The 13,031-nt window shown below is 72.8% G+C and carries 13 protein-coding genes; 8 read left to right on the plus strand and 5 right to left on the minus strand.

The window, feature by feature from the left end:
- Positions 1-50: 50 nt before the first annotated feature.
- Positions 51-710: a DUF6766 family protein gene (locus ACY34I_RS31080; protein ID WP_462758684.1), complete on the minus strand. Its 660-nt coding sequence runs from the start codon at positions 708-710 to the stop codon at positions 51-53.
- 114 nt (positions 711-824) lie between these two features.
- Positions 825-1,307 (minus strand): DUF4383 domain-containing protein, encoded by a 483-nt coding sequence (locus ACY34I_RS31085; RefSeq protein WP_462758686.1) that lies wholly within the window; start codon positions 1,305-1,307, stop codon positions 825-827.
- Between the two features lie 234 nt (positions 1,308-1,541).
- Here ACY34I_RS31085 and ACY34I_RS31090 point away from each other — a divergent pair, with 234 nt between their 5' ends.
- The 4 genes from ACY34I_RS31090 to ACY34I_RS31105 all read left to right on the plus strand — a co-directional run bounded on the left by ACY34I_RS31090 (position 1,542) and on the right by ACY34I_RS31105 (position 6,388).
- Positions 1,542-2,180 (plus strand): SRPBCC family protein, encoded by a 639-nt coding sequence (locus ACY34I_RS31090; protein WP_462758688.1) that lies wholly within the window; start codon positions 1,542-1,544, stop codon positions 2,178-2,180.
- Positions 2,177-3,355 (plus strand): zinc-dependent alcohol dehydrogenase, encoded by a 1,179-nt coding sequence (locus ACY34I_RS31095; RefSeq protein ID WP_462758690.1) that lies wholly within the window; start codon positions 2,177-2,179, stop codon positions 3,353-3,355. The genes ACY34I_RS31090 and ACY34I_RS31095 overlap by 4 nt, the downstream gene beginning before the upstream one ends.
- A gap of 142 nt (positions 3,356-3,497) precedes the next feature.
- Positions 3,498-5,927, plus strand: coding sequence for a molybdopterin oxidoreductase family protein (locus ACY34I_RS31100; protein ID WP_462758692.1), 2,430 nt, complete (start codon positions 3,498-3,500; stop codon positions 5,925-5,927).
- 2 nt (positions 5,928-5,929) lie between these two features.
- Complete coding sequence (locus tag ACY34I_RS31105) at positions 5,930-6,388, plus strand: hypothetical protein (protein WP_462758694.1); 459 nt, start codon at positions 5,930-5,932, stop codon at positions 6,386-6,388.
- Here ACY34I_RS31105 and ACY34I_RS31110 read toward each other — a convergent pair.
- Together ACY34I_RS31110 and ACY34I_RS31115 are read right to left on the minus strand one after the other, a co-directional pair.
- Positions 6,385-7,089, minus strand: a complete 705-nt coding sequence (locus ACY34I_RS31110) for a response regulator (protein WP_462758696.1) — start codon at positions 7,087-7,089, stop codon at positions 6,385-6,387. The two genes, ACY34I_RS31105 and ACY34I_RS31110, sit on opposite strands and share 4 nt — an antisense overlap.
- A complete protein-coding gene (locus ACY34I_RS31115) occupies positions 7,038-8,345 on the minus strand; it encodes a sensor histidine kinase (protein WP_462758698.1) in 1,308 nt (435 codons plus the stop codon). The genes ACY34I_RS31110 and ACY34I_RS31115 overlap by 52 nt, the downstream gene beginning before the upstream one ends.
- Positions 8,346-8,478: 133 nt before the next feature.
- On the opposite strand from ACY34I_RS31115, the gene ACY34I_RS31120 reads away from it, so the two are divergent.
- Complete coding sequence (locus tag ACY34I_RS31120; RefSeq protein ID WP_462758700.1) at positions 8,479-9,213, plus strand: ABC transporter ATP-binding protein; 735 nt, start codon at positions 8,479-8,481, stop codon at positions 9,211-9,213.
- Positions 9,192-11,717, plus strand: a complete 2,526-nt coding sequence (locus ACY34I_RS31125; RefSeq protein ID WP_462758702.1) for an ABC transporter permease — start codon at positions 9,192-9,194, stop codon at positions 11,715-11,717. Before ACY34I_RS31120 ends, ACY34I_RS31125 begins: the two co-directional genes overlap by 22 nt.
- Here the strand turns inward: ACY34I_RS31125 and ACY34I_RS31130 are convergent.
- Positions 11,689-12,066, minus strand: coding sequence for a cytochrome P450 (locus ACY34I_RS31130; RefSeq protein ID WP_462758704.1), 378 nt, complete (start codon positions 12,064-12,066; stop codon positions 11,689-11,691). The genes ACY34I_RS31125 and ACY34I_RS31130 overlap by 29 nt on opposite strands.
- A gap of 75 nt (positions 12,067-12,141) precedes the next feature.
- Here ACY34I_RS31130 and ACY34I_RS31135 point away from each other — a divergent pair, with 75 nt between their 5' ends.
- Both ACY34I_RS31135 and ACY34I_RS31140 read left to right on the plus strand, forming a co-directional pair.
- Complete coding sequence (locus ACY34I_RS31135) at positions 12,142-12,726, plus strand: IS607 family transposase (protein WP_462758706.1); 585 nt, start codon at positions 12,142-12,144, stop codon at positions 12,724-12,726.
- The coding region (locus ACY34I_RS31140) for a helix-turn-helix domain-containing protein (RefSeq protein WP_462758708.1) at positions 12,723-13,031 on the plus strand (309 nt) is incomplete at its 3' end. The genes ACY34I_RS31135 and ACY34I_RS31140, both read left to right, overlap by 4 nt.

Here is a 13,031-nt window from a genome sequence, read left to right on the forward strand (position 1 = left end):
TCCGCCCCGGGCGGCGGCCCGGCCGGACGGCGGCGGGGCGCCGGCCGCGCTCAGGCGCTGGTCTCGGCGTGCGCGGCGGTGACCGGCTTCGACTCGGGGCTGGCGTGCTGGCGCAGCACGATGCTCAGAAGGATCAGCACGCCCACGGCGAGGAACTCGCTCTGCCAGTTCTGCATGGACTGGAACCAGAAGTCGCTGGTGCCGAGGAACTGCCAGGCGCTGATCGGGGCGGCCCCGCTCTGCAACGCCTGCTCCTCGTTGTACTCGACCACGCCGCCGAGCAGGTGGCCGCAGAACGAGCCGGCGAAGATCAGCAGCAGGGCCAGGGACAGGCTGTTGCGGTAGATCACCAGCGGGAGGCCGCCGACCCGCACCGGCCAGGGCGAGTCGGGCGTGGCCCGGCGCGCGTCGTCCTCGGGGCGGTCGCCCTGGTCCTCCGGCTTCGACTCGGCCGACCCCTTCTGCACCAGGTACGCGGTGAGCAGCACGTACCCGCCCATCTGGAGGAACTCCGACTCCCAGTTCTCGAAGACCGCCTCGGCGAAGTGCCCGCTGCCCAGGTACGCCCACCAGCTCAGCTGGGCCGCGCCGTACTGGGCCAGCTCCTCGTTGTGGGTCTGCCAGCCGAACACGCTCTGCAACAGCAGGAAGATCAGAAACGCGCTGAGCATGGCGACCGTGAGCGCGTTCTCCCGCAACCACCGCGGCATGGCGGACCTCCTCGTCCCGGATCACTCTGGGTGGTGGTCCTCCTGCCCCGGGCGATGATCGCGCAAACCCCGCCCGCGGTGTGTCGCGCCGTCCCGATCGGGTGGCAGCGCAGGTCAGGGCCGGTCGAACGGGGTGTCCAGCCGGCCGCCGGTGCCCGCGCGGGGGGACAGCAGCAGCCCCAGGAGCAGCATGCCGAAGCCGAGGAAGAGGTGCAGCCAGTTGTCGGCGTCGTTGAACGGCACGAAGTTCGCGTCGCTCTCCCGGTCGACGCCGAAGCCGTACAGCCAGATCACCAGGTAGACCGCGCCGCCACCGGCGAGGAACAGCCGCGCCCCGCCGACCCGGCGGGCCAGCACCAGCCCGACCAGGCCGAAGACCAGATGGATCAGGTTGTGCAGGATCGACACCTGGAACAGGTTGAACAGCTTCGCCCGGGAGTGGTGGCCGGCGAAGGCCAGGTCGCCGGAGTGCCAGGTGACGCCCGGGATGAAGCCGAGCACGCCGACCAGCACGAAGACGGCGGCCACCAGGAGGGCGACCTGCTGGATCGCGGGCCGGTGCCCGGCCGGGGCCCGTTCGCGCACGTCACGTGCCATCGCTGTCACCTCCGTTGCTCCAGCCGCCGCCCGGGCGGGGCAGACCCTCCATTGTGAGATCGGGGCGGGGCGGCTCCGCAGAGAAATGACGAATCAGGCATGGACCGGGCAACGGCGGTGGCAGGCCGCGAGCCGTCGCGTGCGCGGAGGTGCGCCTGTGCCGTTTCGACGTCTTCTCGGGGGGTAGCGCTGCGGGGCGCGGGCGTGCCCAGGCGCCCGGGTGGAGGAGGCGTGATGACCAGCAGTGGGATGAGGTGGGTGCTCGGCGGGGCCGCCACGGTGACCGCGCTCGGGGTCGGCCGGATGGTGGCCCGGCGGCGGCGCCGGCACCAACCCGACCGGGAGGGGGGCTGGTACGTCGTCCACCGAGGGATCACCGTGAACCGGCCGAGAGACGCGGTGATCGGCTTCTGGACGGGTCAGGAACGGCTGGACCGCGGGCTGGCCGAGTGGGCGACCCTGGAGCGGCTCGACGACAACCGGTGGCGCTGCGTGGCCAGTGACCCGGCGGGCGGCGGCACCGAGTGGCGTGCCGAGCTCACCGTCGACGGCCCGGGCCGGCTGAGCTGGCGGGTGACGGAGGGGCCGGTCGCCGAGCGGGGCCGGGTCGAGTTGGTCCCGGCACCGCAGGGCCGGGGCACCGAGATCCGCGCCGAGCTGCGCTGGCGGTCCGGCCGGGTACGCCGGCTGCTCGGCCTGGCCAGCCGGCACGATCCCGACCTGGCCCTGCGCAGCGCGCTACGCCGGATCAAGTCGCTGATCGAGACCGGCCAGGTGCTGGACACCCGGCACGACCCGTCGGGGCGTAGCCCGAAGCAGGAGCAGGCGACGGACCGGATCCGGGAGCGGCTGACGGTGGGGGGCCGGCCGTGAAGGCGCTGTGCTGGGAGGGCGTCCGCAAGCTGGCCGTACGTGACGTGCCGGAACCGACGATCCGCGCGGCCGGCGACATCATCGTCAGGGTCCGGGCGAGCAGCGTCTGCGGCTCGGACCTGCACCTGATCAACGGCTACCTGCCGGCGATGCGGGAGGGCGACATCCTCGGCCACGAGTTCATGGGCGAAGTGGTGGAGACCGGCCCGGACGTACGCCGGATCAAGATCGGCGACCGGGTCGTGGTCGGCTCGGTGGTGGCCTGTGGCGGCTGCTGGTACTGCCGCACCGAGCAGTACTCGCTCTGTGACAACTCCAACCCGCAGCCGGTCTTCAGCGAGAAGCTGTGGGGCCACGCGCCGGCCGGCATCCTCGGCTACTCGCACGCGGCCGGCGGCTACTCGGGCAGCCATGCCGAGTACATCCGGGTGCCGTTCGGCGATGTCGGGGCGTTCACCGTCCCCGAGGGGGTGCCGGACGACTCGGTGGTGTTCGCCTCCGACGCCATGCCGACCGGCTGGATGGGGGCCGACTTCTGCGGCCTGAAGGGCGGCGAGGTGGTCGCGGTCTGGGGCGCCGGCGGGGTGGGCCAGATGGCCGCCCGGTCCGCGCAGATCCTCGGCGCCGAGCGGGTGATCGTCATCGACCGGCTGCCGGATCGGCTCTCCGCCGCAGCGCGCCGGTGGGGCGTCGAGACGATCAACTACGCGGAGACCGACGTGCTGGAAGCGCTGCGCGAGCTGACCGCCGGGCGGGGGCCGGACGCCTGCATCGAGGCGGTTGGCATGGAGTCGCACGACGTGGGGCCGATCCACGCGTACGACAAGGGGAAGCAGGCGACCCGGGTGACCACCGACCGGCCGACCTCGGTCCGGCAGGCGATCATGGCCTGCCGCAAGGGTGGCACGGTGAGCATCATCGGGGTGTACGGCGGCCTGGTCGACAAGTTCCCGCTCGGCGCGGCCATGAACAAGGCGCTGGTGCTGCGGATGGGGCAGATGCACGCCCAGCGCTACATCCCGATGCTGCTGGACCGGATCGCGGTCGGCGAGATCGATCCGGGCTACCTGGCCACCCATCCGATGTCCCTCGAGCAGGGGGCCCGGGGCTACGAGATCTTCGAGAAGAAGGAGGACGGCTGCCTGCGTACCGTCCTGCACCCGCAGGCGGCCTGAGCGTCTTTCGGGCTTCCACCACGACGGCAGCGCGGCGGCCGATTCGATCAGGTAGCGGCGGGGTACAGGAGGCGGCATGCCTGGTCAGATCGAAGAGACCCCGTTGCGTTGGGCGGCCCCGCTGCCGAAGGAGGGCTGACCGATGGTGGACCGGATCGCCGACCCGTGGGGGCCGCGCACCCCGTACGGGCCGGGGGAGCGCTGGCCGGTGCGGGTGGACACCTTCCTCGCCGACGGGCACACCGAGGCGGACGTGCAGCGCTGGGTGCCGAGCGCCTCCATCCTGCACTCCAACGGCGACGCGATGGACATCGCGGTGGTCGACGACCGGATCGTCGGCGTCCGTGGCCGGGCCGGGGACCGGATCAACCACGGCCGGGTCGACCCGAAGGACCTGTACGGCTGGCAGGCCAACCACGACCCGGACCGGCTGCGCCGGCCACTGGTCCGCGAGGGCGACCGCCTGGTGGAGACCGACTGGGACACCGCGATGGGCCGGATCGTGGCCCGCTCGAAGGAACTGCTGAACGGGCCCGGCGGCTGGGGACACTTCGGCTTCTACACGACCGGGCAGCTCTTCCTGGAGGAGTACTACACGCTCTCGGTGATCGGGAAGGCCGGGATCGGCACCCCGCACATGGACGGCAACACCCGGCTCTGCACCGCCACCGCCGCCTCGGCGCTCAAGGCGTCGTTCGGCACCGACGGGCAGCCCGGGTCGTACACCGACGTGGACCACTGCGACGCGATCGCGCTCTGGGGGCACAACGTCGCGGAGACCCAGACGGTGCTGTGGATGCGGATGCTGGACCGGCGGCGCGGGCCGAACCCGCCGGCGATGCTCGCGGTCGACCCCCGCGCCACCCCGGTGGCCCGGGAGGCCGACGTGCACCTCGCGCTGCGCACCGGCACCAACGTCGCCCTGCTCAACGGCCTGCTCCGCGAGCTGATCCAGCGCGGCTGGTACGACGAGGAGTACGTCCGGGCGCACACCCTCGGCTTCGACGAGCTGTGCCAGGTGGTCGAGGACTACCCGATCGCCAAGGTCGCCGAGATCTGCGACGTGCCGGCGCGCGACATCGAGCGGGCCGCCGAGCTGCTCGGCCACTCGGACCGGCTGCTCTCCACCGTGCTGCAGGGCTTCTACCAGTCCAACCAGGCCACCGCGGCGTCCTGCCAGGTGAACAACCTGCATCTCATCCGGGGCATGATCGGCCGACCCGGCGCCGGGATCTACCAGATGAACGGCCAACCGACCGCACAGAACAACCGGGAGTGCGGCGCCGACGGCGACCTGCCGGGCCTGCGCAACTGGGAGAACCCCGAGCACGTCGCCGAGCTGGCCCGGCTCTGGAACGTCGAGGTCGACACCATCCCGCACTGGTCGCCGCCGACCCACGCCATGCAGATCTTCCGGTACGCCGAGCAGGGCTCGATCAAGCTGCTCTGGATCTCGGCGACCAACCCGGCCGTCTCCCTGCCCGACCTGGCCCGGATCCGCCGGATCCTGGCGAAGCCGGAACTGTTCGTGGTGGTGCAGGACCTCTTCCGCACCGAGACCGCCGAGCTGGCCGACGTGGTGCTGCCGGCGGCCACCTGGGGCGAGAAGACCGGCACCTTCACCAGCGTCGACCGGACCGTGCACATCTCCGACAAGGCGGTCGACCCGCCCGGGGAGGCCCGCGCCGACCTGGACATCTTCCTCGACTACGCGCGCCGGATGGACTTCCGGGACGCCGACGGAAACCCGCTGATCAGGTGGACCGACCCCGAATCCGCCTTCCGGGCGTGGCAGGAGTGCTCGCGCGGCCGGCCCTGCGACTACACCGGGATCACCTACGAGCGGCTGCGCGCCGGCGGCATCCAGTGGCCGTGCAACGACGAGCACCCGGACGGCACCGAACGGCTCTACACCGACGGCGTCTTCAACACCGACCCGGACTACTGCGAGACGTACGGCCAGGATCTGTCGACCGGGGCGGAACTGCTGCCCGACGAGTATCGCGCCAAGGAGCCGGGCGGGCGGGCGTTCCTGCACGCGGCGCCGTACCAGCCGTCCCCCGAGGTGCCCAGCGACGCGTACCCGCTGCTGCTCACCACCGGCCGCACCGTCTACCACTTCCACACCCGCACCAAGACCGGGCGGGCCACCCAGCTGGTGCACGCGGCGCCCGAGGTCTGGGTGGAGCTCAATCCGGACGACGCCGGGAAGCTCGGCGTGGGGGAGGGGGACCTGGTCCGGGTCGAGTCGCCGCGCGGCCTGCTCCGGGCCCGGGCCCGCATCTGCGGGGTACGCCCCGGCGTGGTGTTCGTCCCCTTCCACTACGGCTACTGGGACGCGGACGGCGACGGGCACACCCGGGCGGCGAATGAGCTGACGATCACCGCCTGGGATCCGGTCTCCAAGCAGCCGATCTTCAAGGTGGCGGCGGTCCGGGTGGTGAAGGAGGCGGACTCGGGTGGCCGTCCCTCGCCCGCGCCCACGGTCGGCGGTCCCGCTCCGGTGGACCCCTCGGGTGTCCCGGCCACCGTCGGCGGACCGGCCGCCGAGGCGTCCGCGAGGGAGGAGTGACCGTGCATCTCGCGCACTATCTCGGGTTGCTGCACAAGGCCCAGGCTCGGCTCGGCGACGCCTACCTGGAGGTCGGCGAGGCCCACCGCGACGAGCCGGACGTCTTCCACCTCTGCCAGCGACTGGCCGCCCGGTGCCGCCGGCAAGCGGAGCAGCTGGCGCCGGTCGCCCGCCGGTACGCCGAGGACGCCCCGGCCGAGCCGGACCGGCTGCACTCGCAGCTCTTCTCCGGGACCCGGACCGGCGGGCTCGGGCTGCTGCGGGACCTGCAGGACCTCTACCTGATGGCGGCGGAGTGCGACATCAGCTGGACGGTGGTGGGGCAGGCCGCGTACGGGGCCCGGGACGAGGAGCTGCTGGGGGTGGTGAAGGCCGGCGAGCAGGAGACCGCGACCCAGCTCAAGTGGCTGCGTACCCGGATGAAGCAGGCTGCCCCGCAGGCGCTGGTGGTCGCCGACTAGCTGTTCCGCCCGGTGCAGTCGGGGACGCGGCTGGCGGGTGGTTGGCCGCGCAGGTAAGCGAGGACGGCGAGGACTCGCCGGTTGTCCTCCTCGGCCGGTGGCAGGTCGAGCTTGGTGAAGATGCCGGTGATGTGCTTGCCTACCGCGGCCTCGCCGACCACCAGCGTCCGCGCGATCGCCGCGTTCGACCGGCCCTCCGCCATGAGCGCCAGCACCTCACGCTCCCGCTCGCTGAGCCGCTGCAACGGATCCCGGCGCCGACGGAGCAGCTGCTGGACCACCTTCGGGTCGACGATCGTGTCGCCGGCGGCGACGCGGCGCACCGCCTCGGCGAACGTGGTGACATCGGTGATCCGGTCCTTGAGTAGGTAGCCGACCCCGGCGTCACCGCCGATGTCCAGCAGCTCCCCGGCATAGGTCAGCTCGATGTACTGGCTCAGCACGAGTACCGCGAGATCCGGGTACGCCGTGCGCAGGGCGATCGCCGCGCGCAGCCCTTCGTCGGTAAAGTCGGGTGGCATCCGTACATCGGTCAGCACCAGGTCCGGCCGGTAGGCCGAGACGGCGGAGGCGAGCGCGGCGGCATCCCCCACGGTCCTGACCACGTCGTACCCGAATCGGCTGAGCAGGCCGGCGATGCCCTCCCGGATCAGGACACCGTCCTCGGCGAGGACGACTCGGATCGGCTGGTCCGATGGCATGGCAGCTCCACGCGTAGCAGGGTCGGCCCGCCGAGCGGGCTGGTCAGCGTCAGTCTGCCGGCCACCACCGCGATCCGGTCGGCGAGGCCGGTCAGTCCACTGCCCCGGGCCGCGTCGGCACCACCGCGGCCGTCGTCGGCCACCTCGACGACCAGCCGGTCCGCCTGCATCCGGCCGCTGACCTGGATCCGGGTCGCGCCGCTGTGCTTGGCGGCGTTCGCCAACGCCTCGCAGACCACGAAGTAGGCGGCCGTCTCGACGGCGGACGGTGGGCGCGTCGGCAGCGCGACGTCCACGTCGACCGGGATCGGCGAGCGGTCGGCCAGTTCGGCGACGGCGGCGGGCAGGCCCCGGTCGGAGAGGATCCGCGGATGGATGTCCCGGATCAGGTCACGCAACTCCGCCAGGGCCAGGTTCGCCTGGTCGTGCGCCCGTTGCACCAGCGTCGGCACCTCGGCGGGGGCGGCCAGCCGGGCCAGTCCGAGGGTGATGCCGAGGGCCACCAGCCGCTGCTGCGCGCCGTCGTGCAGGTCACGCTCGATGCGGCGCCGCTCGGCGTCGAACGCGTCGACGAGCCGCGCGCGTGACCGGGTCAGGTCCCGTACCCGCCGGACGAGTTCGTTGTCGCGGGGTGCCAGCAGCGCCCGGGCGAGGGCGCCGCGCGCCGCACCGTACCCGGCGACCAGGTACGCCGCGGGCACCAGCAGAACCACGCCGATCGGCACCGCGGCCCACGCGGCGGCGGATGAGGTCAGCAGTACGGCCTTGAGCAGCTTCACCTCGCCGTCTCCGCCGAGGGCCTGCGCCCCGGGCGCGGTGAGCAGTGAACCGGGTACGCCGAGCGCGCAACCGACCACCAGCAGGTCGAGCGGCCAGAGCAGGGTGGCCAGCAGGACCGTGTAGCCCAGCTCGCGCCAGGTGGCCGGCTCGCGGTACCGCTGGCGCAGCCAGGCGCGCAGCCCGGGGCGTTCGGGCACCTGGTGCGGGTCGGCGATCGGCTCGGCGTCGACCAGCCACAGCCGGCGGCGCTCCACCGCTCCGACGGGGAGCCCGACCAGCGTGGCGGCGACCAGCAGCGGCACGCCGACCAGCGCGACGGCCGACACCACACCCAACGCGATGAGTGTGACCAGGACCGCGAGCACCACGACGCCGACCGGCAGGCCGCTCAGCAGGTACGCCGCCGCCCGCCACGGCCAGGCCGACACCACCAGGTCACGGCGGGGCAACGCCTTCCCGGTGCTCCGAACAGACATGCGGGTGACGGTACGGTCGATCGACGCCGGCCCGGAAGTCGGCCAGCCCGAGGGTGCGGGTAGAAGAAGCTCTACCCCGAGAGTCGACCGTGACCTACTGCCCCGGCCTCGGCGAACCGGTGTGCTTGCCGACATGGATGAAACAGTGCGGTTGCGGTCCGTGCGTCGGACGTACGGCACCGGGGCCGGCGCGGTCACCGCGCTCGACGACGTGACGATCGGCTTCGCCGCCGGGACCTTCACCGCGATCATGGGTCCGTCCGGCTCCGGCAAGTCGACGCTGCTGCAGTGCGCGGCCGGCCTGGACCGGCCGGACAGCGGCAGCGTCGTGGTAGCCGGTGTGGAGCTGACCGGGCTCAGCGAGAAGCGGCTGACCCTGCTACGGCGGGAGTCGATCGGGTTCGTGTTCCAGACGTTCAACCTCCTGCCGATGCTCACCGCGGCGCAGAACGTGGCATTGCCGGCGCGGTTGGCCGGACGGCGACCAGGCCGCGCCGCGATCGCCCGGGCGCTCGCCGACGTGGGGCTGGCGGGGCGGGAACGCCACCGGCCCGGTGAGCTGTCCGGGGGCCAGCAGCAGCGGGTCGCCATCGCCCGCGCGCTGGTCACCCGCCCCGCGGTGGTGTTCGCCGACGAGCCGACCGGCGCCCTGGACAGCGGCACCGGCCGGGACGTACTGGCCAAGCTGCGCGACCTCGTCGACACCCAGCGGCAGACGATCATCATGGTGACCCACGACCCGGTCGCCGCCGGGCACGCCGACCGGGTCGTGTTCCTCGCCGACGGCAGGCTCGTCGGTGAGCTGACCGCACCGACCGCCGAGACCGTCGCCGCCCGGATGACCCGGTGGGCGGTCCCCGCATGCTGAGCCTCGCCGTACGCACCCTCGTCACCCGGTGGGTCACCCTCGTCAGCACCTTCATCGCGCTCGCCGTCGGGGTCGGCCTGGTGGGCGCGACCGGCCAGGTCATCGGGGGTACGCTCACCGCGCCGCCGCGCCCCGCCCAGCGGTACGCCGCCGCGCCGGTGGTGGTCAGCCCGGTCGACGAGTTGCGGGTCACCACCGTGAACGGCCCCGCCGCCAGGCCCCTGGCCGAGCCACGCGGGTTGGCCGAGGACCTGGTCGCCCGCCTCGGCGCGCTCGGGCCGGTCGTCGTCGACCGCACGTTCTACGCCCAGCTCCCCGACGGTGGTGCCGACCAGGTCGGGCATCCGTGGTCGGCGGCGGCCGTCACGCCGTACCGGATGCTGGCCGGACGCCCACCGGCAGCGGCCGGGGAGATCGTGGTCGCCGAGCGGGCCGCCGCGGTCGGCGACCGGGTGACCGTGCTGACCGGCGCGGGCGCCCGCGCGTACACGGTGGTCGGAGTCACCGCCGTGGTGCCCTTCGAACGCGCCATCTTCTTCACCGACGCCGAAGCCGCGCGGATCTCGCCCCGAATCGACGCGCTGGTGATGTCCGCACCCGCGCCGCGCGTCCGACAGGCGATCGGTGCCGACGCGGTGCTGCACACCGGGCCGGGGCTGCGCCGGCTCGACCCCGACCTGCGCCGCGACGCCGAGGCGCTGACCGCGGCGAACGCGCTCGCCGGTACGGCCGGCGGCGTCGCGGTCTTCGTTTCGATCTTCGTCGTCGCCGGCACGTTCGCGTACGCGTTGGCCCAGCGCCGGCGGGAGCTCGCCCTGCTCCGGATGGCCGGTGCCACCCCCGGACAGGTACGCCGACTGATCTTCGCCGAGGCGACGGTCGTCGCGCTCCTGGCGTCCGCCGCAGGCTGGCAACTGGCCCGGCTCGGCGGCCCTCGGCTGGCCGGCTGGCTGGTCGAGCTCGGCCTCGCGCCGCCCTGGTTCACCGCGTCCCAGTCCCCGATTCCGCTGGTCATCGCGTTCGCACTGGGGATGGCCGCCGCGTTGATCGGAGTCTGCTCCTCCGCCTGGCAGGCCGGGCGGATCCGGCCGGTGGAGGCGATCCGCCAGGCCGCGGTCGAATCGGGGGCGATGAGCGTGGGGCGCTGGATCGGCGGACTCGGCGTGCTCGTCGGGGCCCTTGCCATGCTGCTCTGGCCGCTGCTCGACACGCCGGCCGATGCGCTGAAACGCAAGCAGTACATCCCCATGATCATGCTGCTGGTGGTGGCCTTCGCGCTGCTCGCTCCGGTGCTCGTACCGCGCGTGGCGCAGTTGTTGGCCGGGCCGCTGGCGAACCGTGGCGGCGTCACCGGGACAGTGGTGGGCCAGACCGTGCTGACCGCGGCCCGGCGCACGGCCGCGACAGCGGCACCCGTGCTGCTCACCGTCGGCCTGGCCGCCGGACTGCTCTCGGCCACCGCGACCGTGGACCGGGCCCGGGCCGTCGAGCGGCGGGCGCAGCTCGCCGGTGACTACCTGGTCCTGCCCGCCGGTACGCCGGGCCTCAACCGAGAGGTGGTCGACCGGGTACGCCAGATCCCCGGCCTGCGAACCCGGGTGGTCTACCCGACCTCGGTGTACGACGTGGAGGACGGTGAGGCGCTCATCCAACACGGTGCCCACGCGACGACCGGGGACGCCCCGCTCGACCTGCTGGCCCTCCCGGTGCTCGACGGATCCCTCGACGATCTGCGCGACGACACCATCGTGGTCGACCAGGAATGGGGCCGCCGGGTCGGCGAACCGGTACGGATCTGGCTCGGCGACGGCACTCCCGTGTCGCTACGGGTCGCGGCGGTGATCCGCGACGGCGCGGGCGGCAACGGTGCCTACCTGACCGGCCGCTACGCCGGCGCCGCGCTCGCCGAGCGCATACAGGTGCAGCTGCCGACGGACGTCGACCGGGCGGCGGCAGAGCGGGCCCTGCGAGCGGCGATCGCCGGGCTGGGGGCGACCCTGACCACGCCGGACCAGTGGTCGACCGCGACCGCCGCGCACCGCAACCGGGCCAGCGCGATCGGGCTGCGGGTGGTGCTCGGAATCGCGCTGCTCTACGCGATTCTGGCCATCACCGGCACCATGCTCATGGCGGCCCGGGACCGCGCCCGCGACCTGACCCTGCTGCGGCTGGCGGGCGCGACGGCGCGCCAGATCCTCTGGATCGTCGCCACCGAGGCCCTCCTCGTGGTGGCGTTGGGCGTGGCGCTCGCCGGCGGCGTCACCGGACTCACCCTCGGCGGCCTGTGGGTGGCACTACTGCAACTGGTCGGCCCGGCAGCGGTCGTGCTGCCCGGGCAGCCGGTCGCGGGGGTGGTGGCGGCCTCGGCACTCGTCGCGCTGCTCAGCTCGGTGCTGCCGGCCGCGCTTGGACTGACCGCTCTCGGTCGACGGCGACCCGGGCCACGGCGGCCGGCTCCCGCGCGCGGCCGGAGGTTCACTCCGCCCGGCGGACGCCGTCGATGACGAACCCGGAGGGCAACTGGGTGGGCATCCGGGCCAGGTCGAGCGCCAGGTCCTGCGGCGGGACCCGGTAGCTCATCGCGCAGGTCAGGTTGCTGACCGCCTGCTTCATCAGCTCGATGGTGAGCCACTCGCCGGGGCAGCGGTGGCCGGTGAAATGGTCACCACCGCCCTGCGGGATGAGGCTGAACGGGTCGCCCCGCCAGCCGATGAACCGCTCCGGCCGGAACTGTTCCGGCTCCGGCCACAGCTGCAGGTGGTGGTTGGTGGCGTACAGGTCGAGCAGCACCCGGCGACCCTGGGGGAACCAGTGTCCCTGCCACTCGAAGGAGCGCCGCACCCGCGCGGCCAACAGGGGGAAGAAGGGGTTAACAACTGCTCTCGATTGGGTGGTCTCTGGCGTCCTTGAGCGTGCTATGGTGATCGGGTGAATTTGAAGGAGTGGGCGGCGTCTCAGGGCATCGCGTATGTCACCGCGCGGCGGCAGTACGCGGCTGGGACGCTGCCTGTTCCTACGTACCGGCTGGGTCGACTCATCATGGTGGGTGAGCCGCTGCCTGCTGCCTCGGCTGGCGTCGAGCGGGTGGTGGTGTACGCCCGGGTCTCGTCGGCCGACCAGCGCGCTGACCTTGACCGGCAGGTCGCTCGGGTCGTCACGTGGGCGACCGGGCAGGACCTGCCGGTGTCGCAGGTGGTGACCGAGGTCGGGTCCGCGCTGGACGGGCAGCGCAAGAAGTTCCTCGCGCTGCTGCGCGACCCGGCGGTTACGACCATCGTGGTGGAGCACCGTGACAGGTTCGTCCGCTTCGGTGCCGAGTATGTCGAGGCGGCGCTGACCGCGCAGGGCCGCAAGTTGTTGGTGGTCGACCCGGCGGAGGGCGACGACGACCTGGTCCGGGACGTCACGGAGATCTTGACCTCGTTGTGTGGGCGTCTTTACGGCCGTCGGGCTGGGGCGGATCGGGCGCGCCGGGCGGTCGAGGCCGCCACCACACAGGACCCGCCGTCGTGAAGGCGTTACAGGCGTACCGGTTCGCTCTGGACCTGACGCCGTTGCAGGAGCGGGCGGTGCTGGCGCATGCGGGCGCGGCCAGGGTGGCGTACAACTGGGGCCTGGCCCGGGTGAAGGCGGTCATGGACCAGCGCGCCGCGGAACGCTCCTACGGCACGCCCGAGGAACTGCTGACTCCGGCCGTCGGGTGGAATCTCGCCGCGTTGCGCAAGGCGTGGAACCAGGCGAAGTCGGATGTGGCGCCGTGGTGGGCTGAGTGTTCCAAGGAGGCGTTCAACACCGGCTTGGACAACCTGGCGCGCGGC

Source organism: Micromonospora sp. RTBAU3-60 (assembly GCF_054963695.1).

Excerpts from the sequence above, each read along its gene's own strand:
- ACY34I_RS31090 (WP_462758688.1), top strand. The coding sequence starts at position 1,542 with ATGACCAGCAGTGGGATGAGGTGGGTGCTCGGCGGGGCCGCCACGGTG.
- ACY34I_RS31100 (WP_462758692.1), top strand. The coding sequence starts at position 3,498 with ATGGTGGACCGGATCGCCGACCCGTGGGGGCCGCGCACCCCGTACGGG.
- ACY34I_RS31085 (WP_462758686.1), bottom strand. The coding sequence starts at position 1,307 with ATGGCACGTGACGTGCGCGAACGGGCCCCGGCCGGGCACCGGCCCGCG.
- ACY34I_RS31115 (WP_462758698.1), bottom strand. The coding sequence starts at position 8,345 with ATGTCTGTTCGGAGCACCGGGAAGGCGTTGCCCCGCCGTGACCTGGTG.
- ACY34I_RS31080 (WP_462758684.1), bottom strand. The coding sequence starts at position 710 with ATGCCGCGGTGGTTGCGGGAGAACGCGCTCACGGTCGCCATGCTCAGC.
- ACY34I_RS31120 (WP_462758700.1), top strand. The coding sequence starts at position 8,479 with ATGGATGAAACAGTGCGGTTGCGGTCCGTGCGTCGGACGTACGGCACC.
- ACY34I_RS31110 (WP_462758696.1), bottom strand. The coding sequence starts at position 7,089 with ATGCCATCGGACCAGCCGATCCGAGTCGTCCTCGCCGAGGACGGTGTC.